General features: G+C 73.4%; 14 protein-coding genes. 5 read left to right on the top strand and 9 right to left on the bottom strand.

Annotated elements, in window-relative coordinates; genetic code table 11:
• Window positions 1–10: 10 nt before the first annotated feature.
• Together DFJ69_RS08430 and DFJ69_RS08425 are read left to right on the top strand one after the other, a co-directional pair.
• The gene (locus tag DFJ69_RS08430) at window positions 11–1,888 is read left to right on the top strand and encodes an N-6 DNA methylase (protein WP_116021959.1); all 1,878 of its coding nucleotides are present in this window, start codon (window positions 11–13) and stop codon (window positions 1,886–1,888) included.
• Between the two features lie 107 nt (window positions 1,889–1,995).
• On the top strand, window positions 1,996–3,357 hold the full coding sequence (locus DFJ69_RS08425; protein WP_116021958.1) for a serine/threonine-protein kinase: 1,362 nt from the start codon (window positions 1,996–1,998) through the stop codon (window positions 3,355–3,357).
• A 65-nt stretch (window positions 3,358–3,422) separates the two neighbouring features.
• Here the strand turns inward: DFJ69_RS08425 and DFJ69_RS08420 are convergent, their stop codons facing one another.
• Window positions 3,423–6,587, bottom strand: a complete 3,165-nt coding sequence (locus DFJ69_RS08420; protein WP_116021957.1) for a M14 family metallopeptidase — start codon at window positions 6,585–6,587, stop codon at window positions 3,423–3,425.
• A 270-nt stretch (window positions 6,588–6,857) separates the two neighbouring features.
• Between DFJ69_RS08420 and DFJ69_RS08415 the strand changes: the two genes are divergently transcribed.
• Window positions 6,858–7,784 carry a hypothetical protein gene (locus tag DFJ69_RS08415; protein ID WP_116021956.1) on the top strand — a complete coding sequence of 309 codons (927 nt, stop codon included), beginning with the start codon at window positions 6,858–6,860 and terminating at the stop codon, window positions 7,782–7,784.
• A 3-nt stretch (window positions 7,785–7,787) separates the two neighbouring features.
• Here DFJ69_RS08415 and DFJ69_RS08410 read toward each other — a convergent pair whose 3' ends face one another.
• From DFJ69_RS08410 to DFJ69_RS08385, 6 genes are all read right to left on the bottom strand, one after another.
• Window positions 7,788–8,813 (bottom strand): hypothetical protein, encoded by a 1,026-nt coding sequence (locus tag DFJ69_RS08410; protein WP_116021955.1) that lies wholly within the window; start codon window positions 8,811–8,813, stop codon window positions 7,788–7,790.
• A gap of 97 nt (window positions 8,814–8,910) precedes the next feature.
• On the bottom strand, window positions 8,911–10,269 hold the full coding sequence (locus DFJ69_RS08405) for a M16 family metallopeptidase (RefSeq protein ID WP_116021954.1): 1,359 nt from the start codon (window positions 10,267–10,269) through the stop codon (window positions 8,911–8,913).
• Window positions 10,266–11,537 carry a M16 family metallopeptidase gene (locus tag DFJ69_RS08400; RefSeq protein ID WP_116021953.1) on the bottom strand — a complete coding sequence of 424 codons (1,272 nt, stop codon included), beginning with the start codon at window positions 11,535–11,537 and terminating at the stop codon, window positions 10,266–10,268. The genes DFJ69_RS08405 and DFJ69_RS08400 overlap by 4 nt, the downstream gene beginning before the upstream one ends.
• A gap of 157 nt (window positions 11,538–11,694) precedes the next feature.
• Window positions 11,695–12,060, bottom strand: a complete 366-nt coding sequence (locus DFJ69_RS08395; RefSeq protein WP_116021952.1) for an STAS domain-containing protein — start codon at window positions 12,058–12,060, stop codon at window positions 11,695–11,697.
• A 135-nt stretch (window positions 12,061–12,195) separates the two neighbouring features.
• Window positions 12,196–12,414: a DUF2277 domain-containing protein gene (locus tag DFJ69_RS08390; protein WP_116021951.1), complete on the bottom strand. Its 219-nt coding sequence runs from the start codon at window positions 12,412–12,414 to the stop codon at window positions 12,196–12,198.
• A 39-nt stretch (window positions 12,415–12,453) separates the two neighbouring features.
• On the bottom strand, window positions 12,454–13,122 hold the full coding sequence (locus tag DFJ69_RS08385) for an ATP-binding protein (RefSeq protein WP_245974165.1): 669 nt from the start codon (window positions 13,120–13,122) through the stop codon (window positions 12,454–12,456).
• A gap of 212 nt (window positions 13,123–13,334) precedes the next feature.
• Here DFJ69_RS08385 and DFJ69_RS08380 point away from each other — a divergent pair, with 212 nt between their 5' ends.
• Together DFJ69_RS08380 and DFJ69_RS08375 are read left to right on the top strand one after the other, a co-directional pair.
• Window positions 13,335–14,201, top strand: coding sequence for a helix-turn-helix domain-containing protein (locus tag DFJ69_RS08380; RefSeq protein ID WP_211328550.1), 867 nt, complete (start codon window positions 13,335–13,337; stop codon window positions 14,199–14,201).
• Window positions 14,202–14,444 carry a DUF397 domain-containing protein gene (locus DFJ69_RS08375; protein ID WP_116021950.1) on the top strand — a complete coding sequence of 81 codons (243 nt, stop codon included), beginning with the start codon at window positions 14,202–14,204 and terminating at the stop codon, window positions 14,442–14,444. It abuts the gene before it with no gap.
• A 96-nt stretch (window positions 14,445–14,540) separates the two neighbouring features.
• Here the strand turns inward: DFJ69_RS08375 and DFJ69_RS36110 are convergent, their stop codons facing one another.
• Window positions 14,541–16,337, bottom strand: coding sequence for a serine/threonine protein kinase (locus DFJ69_RS36110; protein WP_116021949.1), 1,797 nt, complete (start codon window positions 16,335–16,337; stop codon window positions 14,541–14,543).
• A 180-nt stretch (window positions 16,338–16,517) separates the two neighbouring features.
• The gene (locus DFJ69_RS34170) at window positions 16,518–16,691 is read right to left on the bottom strand and encodes a hypothetical protein (RefSeq protein WP_170177576.1); all 174 of its coding nucleotides are present in this window, start codon (window positions 16,689–16,691) and stop codon (window positions 16,518–16,520) included.
• Window positions 16,692–16,842 lie beyond the last annotated feature (151 nt).

The following is a 16,842-nucleotide window of genomic DNA, read 5'->3' as shown; positions in this document are numbered from 1 at the left end:
GGAGGCGCACGTGACGGACACCGTGACCGCGGCGGACATCGCCCGACTGGCCGGAGTCGGCCGCGCGGCGGTCAGCAACTGGCGGCGGCGTCACCCCGACTTCCCGCAGCCGGTCGGCGGCACGGCCACCAGCCCGCTGTTCGCGCTGACCGAGGTGGAGGCCTGGCTGCGCGGCCAGGGCAAGCTGGTCGAGGTCCCGCTCGAGGAGCGGGCCTGGCAGCAGGTCCGCGCCCGCGCCGACGAGCCGATGCTGGGCGCGGCGCTCGCGGAGGCCGGCGGCCACCTGCTGTCCGACACCCGCCCGTCCGACACCCGCGCCCCCCGAGGCCCTCGACGTCCGCGCCGGGAGTCCGACGGCGCCGCCTTCGGCGCGGTCGCCGAACTGGCCGCCGAACGGGGGCGCGTCGAGGCGTTCGAGCTGCTCCTCGGCCGCTACCTGGAGGCCCAGCCCCGCCGCGTCGGGCCCACCCCCGCGCCGATCGCCGACGTGATGGCCGACCTGCTCGACGAGCGGGTCGAATCCGTCCTCGACCCGTCGTGCGGCACCGGCACGCTCCTCGTCCACGCGCTGGAGCGGCGCGGCCCCGGCCTGCTGCTCGGGCAGGAGGTGGACGAGGTCTCGGCCCGACTGGCCGGGATCCGGCTGGCCCTGCGGACACCCGGCGCCCGGATCCTGCCGGGCGACTCGCTGCGCCGCGACGCCTTCCGCGACGCCGCCGCCGACGCCGTGCTGTGCGACCCCCCGTTCAACGAACGGCACTGGGGCTACGAGGAGCTGACCGCGGACCTGCGCTGGGAGTACGGGCTGCCGCCGCGCATGGAGCCCGAGCTGGCCTGGGTGCAGCACGCGCTGGCGCACCTGCGGCCCGGCGGGCTCGCCGTGATCGTCATGCCGCCCGCCGCCGCCGGCCGCCGCTCCGGCCGCCGCATCCGCGCGCAACTGCTGCGCCGGGGCGCGCTCCGGGCGGTGGTCGCGCTGTCGCCGTCCCACCACCTGTGGCTGCTGCGCCGGCCCGGCGGGGAGCCGCCGCAGGGCGGGGTGCTGATGGTCGAGGGGGCCGGCCACGAGGAGATCGTGACGGCCTGGCGCGACTTCCCCCGGGCTCCCGACCTGGACGTGCCGGGCGTGTGCCGGGCCATCCCGGTGATCGACCTCCTCGACGAGGAGGTCGACGTCACCCCCGGCCGGCACCTGCCCGCCGCCGGCGCGGGGCGCACCCCCGAACGGTTCGCCGCCACTCGCGACCGGCTCGCCGCCGTGATCGCCCGGCTGGACGCCCTCACCCCCGAGGTCCGGCCCGCCGAGCGTCCGCCGGAGGTCCCCGTCGTACCGCTCGGTGAGCTGGCCCGCGCCGGGGCGCTGACCGTTCAGCAGGCGCCGCTGCGGCGCGAGCCCGGCACGCCCGCCGCCATCGGGGAGATCCCCCTGCTCACCGGCGAGGACGTGATCGAGGACCGGGAGCCCTCCGGCCGGGTCGCCGAGGCGCCGGGGGACCGCCAGGTGGTCACCGAGGCGGGCGACATCGTCGTGACCGCCGCCGCCCGCCGCTTCGCCGCCCGGGTCATCGACCGGGCCGGGGCGGTGCTCGGACCCCACCTGGTGCTGGTCCGGGTCGATCCGGACGTCCTCGACCCGCACTACCTGGCGGGGATCCTGCGCAGCTCCGCCAACGTCCGCCACTCCACCGCGGTCTCCACCGGCAGCCGCACCGACGTCCGCCGGGCCCTGGTGCCCCGGCTGCCGCTGGACGAGCAGCGCAGGCTGGGCGCGCTGTTCCGGCAGATGGCGGAGCTGGAGTCGACGCTGCGGGGCGGCCTCGCGCTCGGCGGGGAGCTGGCCCAACTGCTGGCCGACGGTGTCGCCGAGGGCGGCCTCGGCCCCGCCTGACCGCTTCTTGATCGCCGGAAGCGGACAAAGCGGAGCCGTCCGGCCGGTGCGTCCGTCACAATGACGTCCGTCCGCCGACGGGGCGGTATCCGTGGTGGGGGTTGCAGGTGGGTGAGGTTCTCGCGGGCCGGTACGAGCTGGCCACGCCTCTCGGCCGCGGCGGCATGGGGCAGGTCTGGGAGGGCACCGACCGCAAGCTCGGCCGCCGGGTCGCGATCAAGTTGGTCACCAACGAGCAGATCGCCGCTCGCAGCGACCCGTCCGAGCTGGTCCGCCGGTTCGCCAGGGAGGCGTCGGTGACCGCCGGGCTCCAGCATCCCGGGATCCCGGCGGTGCACGACGCCGGGACCTACGACGGCGGCCTGTTCCTGGTCATGGAGCTGATCGAGGGCTACACGCTCGCCGACCTGATCGCCGAACAGGGGCCGCTGCCGGTCGGGTGGGCGGCGGCGATGGCGGCCCAGATGGCCGCGGTGCTGGCGGTCGCGCACGAGCGGGGCCTCGTCCACCGCGACGTCAAGCCGCAGAACGTCATGCTGACCCGCGACGGCACCGTCAAGGTGCTGGACTTCGGCGTCGCGACCGTCCTCGACACCACGGGCGCCCAGCGCATCACCAGGACCGGCGAACCCGTCGGCACCCCGGCGTACATGGCGCCCGAGCAACTGCGCGGCGAACGCGCCACCCCGCGCACCGACCTGTACGCGCTGGGCTGCGTGCTGTACGAGCTGCTGGCGGGCGAGCCGGTCTTCGAGGGGGCGACCCCGCACGTGCTGAGCTACCGGCACATGGAGGAGCCCCCGGCCCCGCTCCAGCGCCCCGACGTGCCATTGGAGCTGCACTGGCTCATCCGGCAGCTCCTCGCCAAGCATCCAGAACAGCGTCCCGGCGGGGCCCGGGAGGTCTACGAGCGGCTGCTGATGTTCGTTCGGGCATCGGGCCCCTTGGCGGACGTGGAGACGGGCGGGGCCAGGCCCAGCGCCATGCACTTGTACTCGCGGGTCCTGGTCCGGCTCTCCGGCTTCTTCCCCCCGCCGGGTCCGCACCCGACGCCGAACACCTCGTGGGTCCCGGCCCCGCCCCGGCCGTCGTACGGGGGCGCGCCACTCGGCGGCGGACTGACGGGCGGACTGCAGCGCAGCACCGCCTGGAAGCTCCTGCACACCGTGTGGGCGCTTCCGAGCCTGGTGCTGGGGTTCTTCACCTGGGTCGGCTTCATGTACGTCGGGGTACGTCACCAGCGGGTGTCATGGGTGATGATGGGCTTCGGCTACCTGGCCTTGGCCGTCGGTCTGGTGTGGCTGCTCGCGAGCATCCCTCCCGAGGACGCCGAGGACCCGAGGAACTTCGTGGGGGCCGTCTGGCTGCTCGCCCTGTGGATCGCGGGTCTCCTGCACACCGCGTACGTGGCGGTGATCCGGCTGCGGCTGCGGGCCGCGCAGGAGACGCCCCGGCCGTACGGGGGCTGAACGGGCCGAAGGCCCCGGTCGGTGGATCCGACCGGGGCCTTCGCGTTCTCGTGCCTACGGAGGGACTAGTCGAGCAGGTGGCGGAGCGCGCCGCCGATGAGGGCGGCGCGCGCGGCCGGGGTCCCGGCCTGCTCGATGCCGAAGCCGAGCAGCACCGTGTCCCGGGTCGCCACCGCCGACACCGAGTCGATCACGGCCTCGGCGCGGACGAACTCGGCCTCGTTGCCGGGGCTGCCCTCGGGCGCGCCCTTGATCGCCCAGGGGCCCAGACCCGACTCGAAGCCCTCGGAGTCCAGCACGCCGCCGGTCGTGGTGACCTTGGTGTCGTCCACGAACAGCCCCGCGCCGCCGGTGAACGGGTCGCTCACGTAGGCGATCGACACCTCGACCTTCTTGCCCGCGTACGCCGACAGGTCGAACGCCGTCGGGACCCAGCCGCCGGACTCGCCGGTGAAGGAGTTCCACCGCCCGGTCGAGCCGGTGGTGCCGCACGGGTTGCCGCCGGTGAGGTAGTGCCTCAACTGCGGATGCTGGGCGAGCAGGAAGCCCGCCTCGCACTCGGCCGGCGCGTCGGTCGAGGTCAGACCGTTCTTGTCGGGCAGCGTCGTCCAGTCGTCACCGCCGTCGGTGCGGGCCTCGACGATCACGTGGTCGTACCCGGTCTCGGTGCTGAAGGACAACTGCGCCTGCAGGGTGGGGGCCTGCGCGGCGGTGACCGAGGTCAGGTCGATCGTGCGGGTCAGCCTTCGGTAGAGGGCGTCCTGGTGCGTCCCCGCGACGTACCACTGACCCTCGACGGGTTCGTACGGCCCGGCCGCGCCGGTGTAGTCGCCCGCCTTCCGGCTCCGGAACTGCGGGAACCGGTCGGACGGCAGCACGGTGCTCGTCACCTGGAAGCCGCCGGCCTCGTTCAGCGGGTTGGTGGCGGTGCCGGTCAGGTCGGCGTTGACGCCGTTCTCTCCGGTGAACGCGGTCGGCGCGCCCACCACGGCCCGGTCGTACGCGCCCAGGTAGTACTGGACGAAGTCGTCCGACAGGATCTCGCAGTCGTCCCGGAAGCTGCTGGACAGGAAGCACGGCCGCTCGGGGTGCCCCTTGAGGCCGTAGTAGATCCCGCCGCCGTTCGCGCCGCGCAGCGGGCCGAAGTAGCTGCTCGTCTCGCCGGTGTGCAGCAGCTTGCCGCCCTCGTTGAGGTACGAGCGGACGTTGAGCACCAGGTCCCTGGCGCGGTCGGCGATCTGCGAGTCGGGGAACGGCCCGACCACCGACTGCACCGGCTCGTCGGCGGCGTCCTGGGTCAGCCGGTTGTCGCCCAGGTACCAGACCACCGCGTCGAAGTGCTTCAGCACGCCGAGGTCGTGCGGCACGCCGTCGCGGTCGATGTCCCAGACCACCGACTTGATCTTGTTGGCCTTGATCGCGTCGACGTACTGCTGCGCGTAGCGGGGCGTGTTCGTCCCGGCCGGGTAGGTCGGGTTGACGCCCTTGTAGTCCTCGTCGGCGATCACGAGCACCCGGGCGTCCCGGTCGTCGCGGACGGTGTACGCGAAGTGCTCGCTGGACACGGTGCGTCCGCCCGGCCGGGCTCCGGAGAACCACGCCTCGACCTTGTCGCCGGGCCGCTGGCCGGTCACCCTGCCCCGGTACTCGGCGAAGTAGTGGGCGCCGTCCTTGCCGAAGCGCTCGCCGCCCTTCCACTCGACGACCTCGGTGGTGCGCACCCGGCCGCCGTTGATCCGGTAGTGCAGCCGCTTGTCGCGCAGCGACCGGCGGATCACCGAGGCGGCCTCCTGGGTCGAGCCGTAGGAGGTGCCGAAGTCGTCCACGACGAAGTCCGGCACGGTGCGGCCGACGGGGGAGTACGGGGCGTCCGGCCGGTGCGCGGACTTGGCGAGGTCGATGGCGTACCGGTAGTTCTTGGTGACCTCGTCGTTGATCAGCTTCTCGTCGTCGGGGAACTCGAACACGCTGCCGCAGTTCTCCGGCTCCCACGCGTCGTCGGGGTCGACGTTCGCGGCCGTCTCGCAGGTCGACATCTCCGGCGTGTGCGTCAGCGTGCCGAACGTCTTCTCCATGTGACCGTCGGTCTCGCCGTTGGTCGTGTAGAGCTGCGCCCCGAGCTGCGGGATGTAGCCGGGCACCGCGGGCTTGTCGATGTCGCCCAGGACCGCCTGGTGGATCACGTCGTCCGGGCTGGAGGTGAGGGCCTGCCAGCCGACCCCGTACAGCAGGAGCTGGGCGGCCGAGTGCCAGTTGATCGCGTACTTGGGCCGGATCCGGTCGAACAGCCTGATCTGGGCCTGGGTCTCCGGCTCCGAGCCCGGCGACGGGCCCCGGTAGACCTCGCTGGTGCGCGAGGGCGAGGAGCCCTCGTTGTCATAGCCCCACTTGTAGGGGAAGTTGCGGTTCGGGTCGACGCCGTCCTGGCCGGTGATCTGGCCGTCGCCGTCGTTGTCGCGCAGGTTCTTGCGCCACAGCCGGTTGCCCTCGGTGAAGGTGTGGTCGTAGCCGTCCACGTTGATCACCGGGATGAACCACAGGTCCGTGGTGTCGATGATCCTCGTCAGCTCGGCGTCCTTGCCGTAGCCGTCCACGTAGTGGTGCAGCAGCCGGCGGACCATCTCGGGGGTGATCCACTCGCGGGCGTGCTGGGTGGCCTGGTAGACGACGGCGGGGCGCTGCCGGTCCTTGAGCCTCCCGACGTTCTTGCTGACCCGGACGGCGGTGATCGGCTTGCCCTGGACGCTGCGGCCGATGTCCACCGTCTTGGCGATCGTGGGATGGTCGGCGGCGACCTTGAGCAGTTCCTGATGGATGTTCCCGTCGCCGCTGTAGGGCCGGAACACCTTTTCCTGCAGGGCCGAAGCGCGCTGCGAGGCGGTCTTGCCCGCGATCCTCTTCAGCGACAGCGTGACGCCGCGCCGGGCCAGTTCGCGGGCCTGGACGCCGGTGATGGTCACCTCGACGCGCATCCGGGCGTCGCGGGCGTTGCCGCGGGCGCCCTTGGTGACGGCGACCTCGGCGTGGTCGACGCCGGCCGCCCGCAGGGCGGTGAACTGCTGGTGGGTGAGGTCGCCCGTGTAGACGTCGACCCGCTGTGAGGCCGCGTCGGGGGGCTTGGGACTCGCCTGGGCCGGCGCCGCGGTCAGCACTCCGGTCAGGAGCGCCGCAGCGCAGACCGTGGCGACGAGGGACTTGGGGGGTCGTTTCCGGAAGTGCCTGCGCTTCATCGCGCCTCCAGTGGAGGTCGGAACGGGGGCGGGGTGATCATCCATCTGTGGCGTATGTGTGTCAATGAGTGATGGGTGACGTTTGCCGTTTGTGGACATCCGGTCGGGGCGGTCGGCCGAACCCGCTTGCGGAGGGCGGCCGGTGGCCCGACGATCGACTCCATGAACATGGGCGGCCCCCCCAGTCCAGGCCCTGAAGGACCCGTCGAGCCCCTGCCTCCCGAGGATGTCGAGGAGCCGTCACAGGACCCGTCACAGGAGTGGGCGCCCGTGACGGACGGCCCCGAGGTGCTCCCGATCTCGGTCGGGCGGCACGCCAAGCCGCTGGACGAGCCCGTCCCGGAGGAGCCCCGCGCGTACTCGCCGATGCACGGGCTGTCGACCGAGCCCACGGAGGCGACGCCACGGGAGGAGGAGCCCTGGCCCGAGAACGCCCTCCTGCCGGGCGACTTCATCCGGGCCTTCACGGCGGGTGTCACCTGGAAGGCCCTGCTGGTGGTCGCGGACGGGGCGTTCCCCGGGCAGGGCGTCACGGGCACGCTGTCCCGCCGGGCGGAGGAGATGGCCGGCGCGGCGTTCCTGCCCCCCGGCGGTGATCCCGGGGTGCCCTATCCCGTGTGGTCCGACGACTCCGGGCTCTCGCTGGACCTGAGCGTCCACTTCGCGGGGGTCGGCGTCCGGGGGCTCAGCGCGGGCCGGCCCCCCGAGCCCGGGTGGGCGGCGCTGGGCATGAGCTCCCGCGACACCGGGTTCCGGCAGCGGCACCACGGCGTGCTGGTGATCGACACGCTGAACCCGCAGTCGCTCTACCGGCCCTTCGGCGGGCCCGTGCAGCCCGACGACGAACCCTCCGCCCTGCCCGACGCCTCCCTGCCGCCCGACGGCCCCGACGCGGGGGTCGTGATCGTCGCCGACCTGCGGAGGGCGGGGACGCGGGTGGTCAACGCCGCGTCGCTGTGGCGGTACGGCTGCCGGACGGTGACCTCGGCGCTGTACGACCCGGCCCGACCCGACTCGCGCGCGGCCACCCGCGAGGAGCTGCGGGCGCTGCGGCACCTGGCCTACGTGGACCCGGCGCTGGGTCTGGGCCTGGTCGTCCAGGTGGACGTCGCGCGCCGGCCCTGGTGCCCGCTGGGGTTCGTGATCGAGGAGGACGCGCCGGCGGGCCAGGCCACCGCCCGGATGCTCTGGCCCTGACGGCTACGCGGGTGCGGGGAAGCGCTCGGCGTCCCAACGCACGGTGGTCGCGTGCCCGTCCAGCCGGGCGGCCAACTCGGCGGGCTCGGCCTCCCCGGGCTCCTCGGCGAGGATCCCGCAGACGAGCGCGTCCCGTGCGCGCACGGCGGTGAACGCGCCGATCCGCGCGCACCCGTCGCCGTTCAGCCGGGCCAGCTCCGTCAGCAGCGCGGACAGCGCCGAGGGGTCGTCGGCGTCGCGCAGCGACCGCGCCCGGGCCACCAGCCGCAGCGCCGTCTCCTCCGGGTCGTCGCCGGTCAGCAGGTAGCCCGTCCACCAGGGATTGCCGGGAACGGGCTCCCTGGCCCGCATCCGCAGACCGGCGTCGATGACGCAGCGCTCGTAGGCGGCGGTGAGCATCGGCTCCAGGAACGTGTCGTCGGCGAACAGCAGGCCCCGCACCGCCCCTTCGCCCTCCAGGCGGTCGATCAGCTCCCGGTAGAGGGTGCCGACCGTCTGCTCCAGGGCGTCCAGCGACATCGCGCGGGCCCCCTCGGCGTCACGGGCCACCCGCACCTGATGCTCCAGGGCGGCCAGCCGCGCCACCGTCTCGCCCAGCTCGCGCTCCAGCCGCCGGATCAGCGCCGCCGACACGGCCGCCGCCGCGGTCGCCTTGGCCGCCGGCCTGGTCTGCTCCGGCGACTCGATCAGGTCGGTCGGCCCGAGGGGGCTGGTCGGGTCGGGCGCTCGGGTCGGCCCCGACAGGTCGGCCGGGCCGGTGGGCGTCTTGCGCGTCAGCGGCCCGGCCACCCGCACGTCACCGTCGGCCGGTGGCCTCGGCGCGGGCGGCCCGGGGACGGACTCCTCGGGAACGGGCGGGCGCGGGGTCGCCGAGGCGCCCCCGCCCTCCTCCAGGCGCCGGCCCAGCTCGGCCACCTGGGCGCGCAGCTCCTGGATCTCCGCCTGGGCCCGCGGGAGCCTGCGGTCGTAGGCCATGTAGAGCTCCCGCCCGGCGATGGCCAGGCAGAGCAGGATCAGGATCCAGGTCATACCGCTCCTCGGGGCAAGGCTGCGACACGACCTTAACCACCGGCCCCCGTCGAACCGCGGTGATCGGGCGTGTCCCGACCCGATCTTTGCGGCCGCGTCAGCCTTCGGCCACCGTCACCCCGGCCCAGCCGAGCTCCTCCAGCGGGCCGCGGATCTTGGCGGCGTCGCCCACGGTCACCACGGTCAGCGCGTCCTGCGAGACGTGTTCGGCATACGCGCGGACGACGCCGTCCGGGGTCACCGCGCGCAGCTCGTCGAGGTAACGGCGCGGGTAGCCGGCGCCCAGCCCGGCCGCCGCCGCGTCGGCCAGCTCGGCGGCCACCGACCGGGACGTCTCGTACTCGGTGGGGGCGCGGTCGGCCAGGGCGCTCACCGAGGCCCGGCACTCGCCGTCGCCGACCCCGTCCAGGACGCTGCGCAGCGCCCCCAACGCGTCGCCGACCGCGTCGGCCGTCACCTCGGTGTGCACGGCGCCCTGCGCCACGAACACCCCGCAGTGGCGCATCCGGAGCAGGCCCGCCCGCATCCCGTACGTGTAGCCCTTCTCCTCGCGCAGCAGCGCGTTCAGCCGGGAGGTCAGCCCGCCGCCCAGCACGTGGCAGGCGACGGCCAGCGACGCCCAGTCGGCGTGCCCGCGCCCGGGGACCCCGTGGCCGATCGTCAGGTAGCTCTGGACGGAGCCCGGCCGATCGACGATCACGAGTCGGGGACCCGGGGTGGGCAGCGCGGTGTCGGCGTCCGGCAGCGGCTCCGCGGTGGCCTTCCAGCCGTCGAACGCCCGCGCCAGCGCCGCCTCGGTGTCGACGCCGGACAGGTCGCCGGCGATCACCGCGGTGGCCTCGGCGGGCACGGCCGCGCCGAAGAACCCGCGGACGTCGGCGCCCGTGAGCCCCTCCACCGAGGCGGGGGAGCCGCCGGTCGGCCGCGCCGGCCGGGTGCCCTCGGGGAACAGCCTCGCCCGCAACTCGCGCATCGCCCGGGAACCCGGGTCGGCGTCCTCCTGCGCGATCTCCTCCAGCCGCTCGCGGACCAGTCGCCGAACGTCGGCGTCGGCCAGCGCGGGGGCGCGGACCACCTCGGCCAGCAGCTCCAGCGCCGCGCCCAGCCGGGTGACCGGGGCGTCCAGCGCGATCCGCAGCGCCGTCAGGTCGGCGGAGGCGTGCATGCTCGCGCCCAGCCGCTCGAACGCGGCGGTCAACGCGGTGCCGCCGCCGGGCTCGGTGCCCTCCAACAGCGTCCGCGCCGCCAGCGTGGCGACGCCGTCCAGCCCGCCGGGCTCACGGCCCGCCCCCGCGTTCAGCACCAGCCGGACGGCCGCCAGCCGCCGCCCCGGAAGGTCGCAGCGCAGGGTGGCGGGACCGCCCTCGATCCGGCCCTCCACACCGGTGGGGAACGCCCACGGCGGGATCGGGCCGGGCACCGGACGCGCCGGGAAGTCGGGGATCTGCGTGGTCACTTGGCGCCTCCGTAGCTGAGAGCCGTGCGGGCGCCGGGGGCCAGCCAGTGCGCCGCCGCGTCCTTGATCTCGGCGGCGGTGACCGCGGCGGCCCGCGCGGCGGCGGTGAACACCCGGGCGGGGTCGTCGAACTGGGTCGCGTTGGCCGACAGCGAGTTGGCCAGCCCCGTCACCGTCTCGGTGCGCTCCAGCAGGCCCCGCTCGGCCTGGGCGGTGGCCCGCGCGGTCTCGTCCTCGGTGGGGCCGTCGGCGGCGAACGCGGCCAGCTCCTCGTCCAGCACCTCGGCGATCTTGGCGGTGTCCGGGCCGATCGCCTCCACGATGGCCAGCGACGGACCGCCGACCAGCCGGGTCACCCCGGTCCACACCTCGGTGGCGATCTCGTCGCGGCGCACCATCCGGTCGTACAGCCGGGAGCCGGAGCCGCCGCCGAGGATCTCGGCGGCCAGCTCGGCGGCCTCGATGTCGCGGCCGCCGTCGGACGGCAGCGGCAGCATCGCGAAGTAGGCGGGGGAGGGGACCTCCTCGTCCACCTCCTCCAGCGTGACCCCGGTGAGGGGACCGAGCCCCCCGGGCCGGGCGGCGGGGGCGGCGGGGCCGGCGGGCAGGCCGCCGAAGTACCGCTCGACCGTCGCGATCGCGGCCTCCGGGTCGACGTCGCCGACGATGGACAGCACCGCGTTGCCGGGGGCGTACCAGGTGCGGAAGAAGGCCACGCAGTCGTCGATGGTGGTGGCGTCCAGGTCCTCCATCGAGCCGATGGGGGTGTGCGCGTAGGGGTGCCCGGCCGGGAACGTCAGCGCGCACAGCCTCTCGAACGCGGTGCCGTAGGGCTGGTTGTCGTAGCGCTGGCGGCGCTCGTTCTTGACCACGTCCCGCTGGTTGTCCAGGTTGGCCTGGGTGAGCGCGGCGGGCAGGGTGCCCATCCGGTCCGCCTCCAGCCACAGCGCCAGGTCCAGGTGGCTGACCGGAACGGTCTCGTAGTAGTTGGTGCGCTCGAACGACGTGCTGGCGTTGAACGTGGCCCCCGCGCTCTCCAACAGGGCGGCGTGCTCGCCCTCCGCCACGTTGGCCGACCCCTGGAACATCAGGTGCTCGAAGAGGTGTGCCAGTCCCGTGCGGCTCGCCGCGCCCGCACCGGACACCTCGTGCCGTGAACCCACCCCGTACCAGATGTTCACGGCGGCCAGCGGCACGACATGGTCCTCACAGACCACCACGCGCAGCCCATTGCCGAGCGTGTGCTCATGCAGCGGCTGTTCTGCCACGAAGCGCTCCCGTCCCGTCGACGTGCCGCGACCGGTTCCGGCCGCGGCACGGCGTTTCCTTGATCTCAGCTCACCGTACCCGTCCCGGACGGTCACGCGCGGGGACGGGACGCGGAACGGACCACGGGGGTCAGGGGGTGTCGGGGGCCCCGTCGGGTCAGGAGGAGGAGGCGCGGGCGCTCTCCTGCTCGGCGGCGACCGCCTCCTCCAGGGTGTCGTGCAGGGAGAAGATCTTGGTGAGCTGGGTGATGTGGAAGACCCGCCGCACCCGCTCGTTGGCGCCGACGAACGACATGGTGCCGTTGCGGGCGCGCAGCCGGTGGTAGATGCCGACCAGCACGCCCAGGCCGGTGGAGTCCAGGAAGGTGACGTCGCCCAGGTCCACCACCAGGTGGCTGGGGCCCTTGTCGATGACCTCGAGCATCATCTCGCGCAGCCGGGGGCTGCTGAACACGTCGATCTCACCGTCCACCTTGACGACCGTGACGTCCTTCTCGACGCGTCGTTCGACCGCGAAGTCCACGGATACACCTGCGCTTTCCGGCTGTCGGGGCGACCGGGCCGTGCCCGGGAGGGTACGGACCTCGGCCGGTGCGGTCTTTGTCCATACCCAGAGCGCACGCTCTTATCCGGTTCACCCGACTGCGGGGGGCCGTGGTCAGCCCGCGGAACGGCCCCGCACCTGGAGGGTGGCCAGAAGGTCCCCGGTGGCCGCCGCGATCTGCTCGACGGCCCGGTCGAACGCCTCGGCGTTGTGGGCGGCCGGGGCCCGGAACCCGGAGATCTTCCGCACGTACTGCAGGGCCGCGGCGCGGATGTCGTCGTCGGTGGTCTCGTCCTGGAACGGGGGGCGGAGCGTCTTGATGCTTCGGCACATGTCTCGATTCTCCCCGACCGACGCCGATGCTCGGGAGGTCTAGGCCCCCTGGAACAGCGCCCAGACGATCTTGCCCATGGGCAGCCCCCGCCAGCCCCAGCGGTCGGTGAACGAGTCCACCAGGTGCAGCCCGCGGCCCGTCTCGGCGATGTAGTCGGGCTCCTTGCGCCGGGGGGCCTCCCGGCCGCCGTCGAGGATGCCGCACAGCACCCAGTCGGCCTGCTCGACCCGGCGGTGCAGCAGCCGAAGCCGTATGACCCCCTCGGACGCGGCCTCCGGATAGGCCGGGGCCTCGGGACGCGAGACCACCTGCGGATAGGTGGGGGGCTCCGGGTAGAAGGCGCCGGAGGGCATCAGGTGGGGATGGGCCGGGACGCTGTGCCGCAGCGCGTTGGTGACCAGCTCCGTGACCACCAGGGCGACGTCGTCGCAGAGGGCCGACATGTTCCAGTCGCCGAGCTGCGTCGTGGCGAAGTGCCGGGCGGCGGTGACGGCCTCCGGATCGGGCCGGACGGTGAAGCCGACCGTGCCGTGGGCCCCTTCGACCAGCAGACGCAGCGCGTCGTCGAGGTTCGGCGGGAGATCACGGGTCTCCGGTACGGGGGCGGAGGCGGTGCTGTGCCCTGCCGTCCCGACCCGGTCGTACCCGGGCGCAACGACGGGAGCCCAACCCCACCGCGGCTCGTCGCGTGTGTGGCGTGACGTCATCCCCAGACCCCGCAGAGTGATCTCGTTGTGTAGCCATGGCTCGGAAGTCCCGTGCGTTATCCTACGCATCGTAGCGTGCGAATGCAAGGCCCAATGCACGTGCATTCGGATTGTGCGGGCCGCGGCCCGTTCCAAGATCGGAGGAGACCACCCAAGACAGCAGGGGAGTGGCACACTAAGTGCGCTGTCCGCCATCTAGCGGGAGGTTGGGCGTGACTCCGGAGACGCCGGGAGCCGGTTCGACGGTGCGTCGGATCCTGCTCGGCTCGCAGCTTCGTCGCCTGCGCGAGAGCAAGGGCGTGAGCCGTCAACAGGCCGGATACGTCATCCGCGCGTCGGAGTCCAAGATCAGCCGCTTGGAGCTGGGACGGGTCAGCTTCAAAGAGCGCGACGTGGCCGACCTGCTCACGCTGTACGACGTCACCGACGAGGCCGAACGCGAGGCGCTGCTCCAACTGGCGCGGGACGCCAAGACGCCGGGGTGGTGGCAGCGGTACAACGAGGTGCTGCCCAAGTGGTTCCACGCCTATGTCGGCCTGGAAGAGGCCGCCGCGCTGATCCGGACCTACGAGTGCCAGTTCGTTCCGGGACTGCTGCAGTCGGAGGACTACGCCCGATCGGTGATCCGGCAGGGCAACGCGGCCGCCACCGAGGACGAGATCGCCGATCGCGTCACGGTGCGCATGCAGCGCGCCCAGCGGCTGACCGCGCCCGGCGCGCCCCGACTGTGGGCGGTGCTGGACGAGGCGGCGCTCAAGCGCGAGATCGGCGGTCCCGATGTGATGCGGGGCCAGTTCGAACATCTCATCGCGATGTCCAAACTGCCCAACGTCACCATCCAGGTGATGCCGTTCCGTTTCGGGGGCCACGCCGCCGAGGGCGGGGCCTTCTCCATCCTGCGGTTCCCCGAGCCGGACCTGCCGGATGTGGTGTACGTCGAGAACCTCGTCGGTGCCCTTTACCTGGACAAGCGCGACGACGTCGACAGCTATCTGCAGGCGATGGAACGCCTGTGCGTCGACAGTGAGACTCCGGAGCGCACCGTCGAGACTCTCGACGAACTTCTCAGGAAGACATAGATGCTCGAGACCTACAACGGAATGCCCGCAGATGAGCTCCAGGGAGCGAGGTGGCACAAGTCGCGGCGCAGCAACTCCCAGGGCAACTGCGTCGAGATGGCCGAACTCCCCGGCGGAAGTGTGGCGATGCGCAACAGCCGGCACCCGGACGGTCCGGCGCTCATCTACACGCGACCCGAGATCGAGGCGCTCATCCTCGGAGCCAAGGACGGCGACTTCGACGATCTGATCGGCTCCAACTGACCCTCACCCCCCGACATCGACCCATGGCCCCGCCGCGATCGCGGCGGGGTTTTCGCGTCCATCGGTTCGTCGATGTCGGGCCTCGGCCGGTCTCGGTCAGCCGCAGTTGCCCCAGGAGGCGCCGCCGCTGCCGGCCGAGGATCCGCCCGAGTAGCGCACGCACTTGCCCTTGGCGTAGGCGAACACCGGGCCCGCGTAGTACTGGAACGCGCCGCTGTCGCCGTCGGCGCCGCCGTTCTGGGCCTCGATCTTCGTCCAGACGCTGGTGGCCTTCCCCACGTCCTTGGTCTTGATCGTCACGGCGCAGTTGTAGCCGGAGCTGTTGTAGAGCTGGTAGACGGTGCCTCCGGTGAAGGCCGTCGAGCGTTGCACGTAGTACCCGCCGCCGTGGCCGCCGGAGTTGCACACCTCCTGCGGGCTGTACGGGTTCGGCGGCTCGGGCCTGCTCTCGCCTCCGCCTCCCCCTCCGTTGCCGCCGCCTCCACCGGATCCGCCGCCCCCGTCGCCGGTCCCGCCTCCGCCCCCGCCGCCTCCGCCGTCGGGGCGGCCGGTACGGGGGTTCTGGCCGTTCGGCTTTCCGCCGTTCTTGGGCTTGGCGGTGTTCGGGGGCTTCCCGGGGCGGGTCGCGCCCGGCGAACGGCCTCCACCGGGGAGCGCGCCTCCCTCTCCCGGCCGCCGGACACCGGTCGGGGTCTGCCCCGGACCCGCCGCCACCTGGTCGGTGCCGGCCTCCGCCGCGTCGCCGTCACCCGTACGGGTCATGGCCCATACGGAGACGCCGACCACCAGCGCCGCCACCGTGGCCGCGGCCACGGCGGGCACCAGCCGCCCGCCCTTGACGGGCCCGGGAGGCGGCCCCACGGGGCCCGTGGGGCCGGTCGAACTCGGCGACCCGTACGCGGCGGGCGTACCGGCCGGAGCGTTGCCGCGCGGGCCCGGGCCCATCCGGGTGTCGTCGCCGGCCGGCCGGTCGTACGGCGCGGGCTGGGGGAGCGCCGCGGCGGGTGGGGCGATCGGGATGCCTCCCGCGCCGGCGAACGGCGGGGGAGGCGGCAGGGGCTGCGACACGGGAGCCGGATCGGATCCGACGAGGCGCTCCTGGGCCTGTCGGGCCGTCGGCCGCAGGGCCGGGTCCTTGGCCAGGCAGGCGACGACCACGCTCCGCAGCGGCTCCGGAAGATCCCCGAGATCGGGCTCCCCGGTGAGGATACGGTGCATCACCGCGCCCATCTCGTCGTTCCCGAACGCGGGCCGCCCGTTCGCCGCGAACACCATCGTGGTGCCCCAGGCGAACATGTCGGCGGGCGGCCCGACCGCGTCGCCGTTGAAGTGCTCCGGCGACATGTACGCGGGCGTCCCGACGTTCTGCGTCTCCCCGGCCGCGCCGAGCGCCCGGGCCACCCCGAAGTCGATCACCCGCGGCCCGTCCGGACCGAGCATGACGTTGTGCGGCTTGAAGTCGCGGTGGACGATGCCCGCCTGATGGATGGCGGTCAGGGCGGTCAGCGTGCTGATGGCCAGCCGTTCCAGCGCCCCGCCGGTCCGCGGCCCCTCGGCGACCACCGTGCGGTGCAGCGAACTGCCCGGAACGTACTCGCTGACGATGTACGGCTGGTCGCCCGCCACGTCCGCGTCCAGGATCTGCGCGGTGCAGAATCGGGCGACGCGCTTGGCGACCTCGAGCTCGCGGACGAAACGGCCGCGCGCCGCGACGTCCGCGGTCAGCCCGGCGTGCAGCAGCTTGATCGCGACATGGCCGCCGGGCGGGCCCATCGGCCCCTCCGGACGGCCGAGGAACACCGCGCCCTGGCCGCCCTCGCCCAACCGGCCGAGAATCTCGTAGGAACCGAGCCGGGCCGGATCACCCGGCCGCAGCGGGTGGGCGTCGGGCATCGTCCTATCCGTCACGCTGCACTCTTCTCGTCACATCAGGCACGAACGCATCACACTGGGAGGACATCAGCCTATTTGCCTCGCCGGGCGCCGGCGTCCCGGGTCGGAACGTGCGACGGCCGGGCACCCCGTGAACGTTCACGGGATGCCCGGCCGTCGCACCGGGCGTGCGCGCCGAGGTCAGGCCGCCGTACGCGCCTCGTCCTCGTCGCCGGCACGGTCCCGGCCCGGCGGTCCCTCGAGACCGAGACCGCGTTCCAGGTGCGCGGCCACGGCCAGCGCACGGAGCGAGGTGGTCCTGATGGGGCGGCGCCCTTCGCCGGCCCTTGGCCGGGGGATGCTGGTGCGGTTCATCGAGTGCCTCCCGAGACATGTCCGGAACGGCCGTTCGTCGGCCGCTCCCAAGAGAGGTAATGCCCAAAGATCGGAAGATATTCCGTACATACGGAAACTTCGTACGATCCCGCGTCTCCGCACCCGACCGCCGTGCCGCCACCGACCGCCG

The sequence above is a fragment of the Thermomonospora umbrina genome (assembly GCF_003386555.1).
Taxonomy (GTDB): Bacteria; Actinomycetota; Actinomycetes; order Streptosporangiales; family Streptosporangiaceae; genus Thermomonospora; species Thermomonospora umbrina.
Note: the sequence above shows the minus strand (reverse complement) of the source record. Positions and strands in the feature narration are given on the sequence as shown.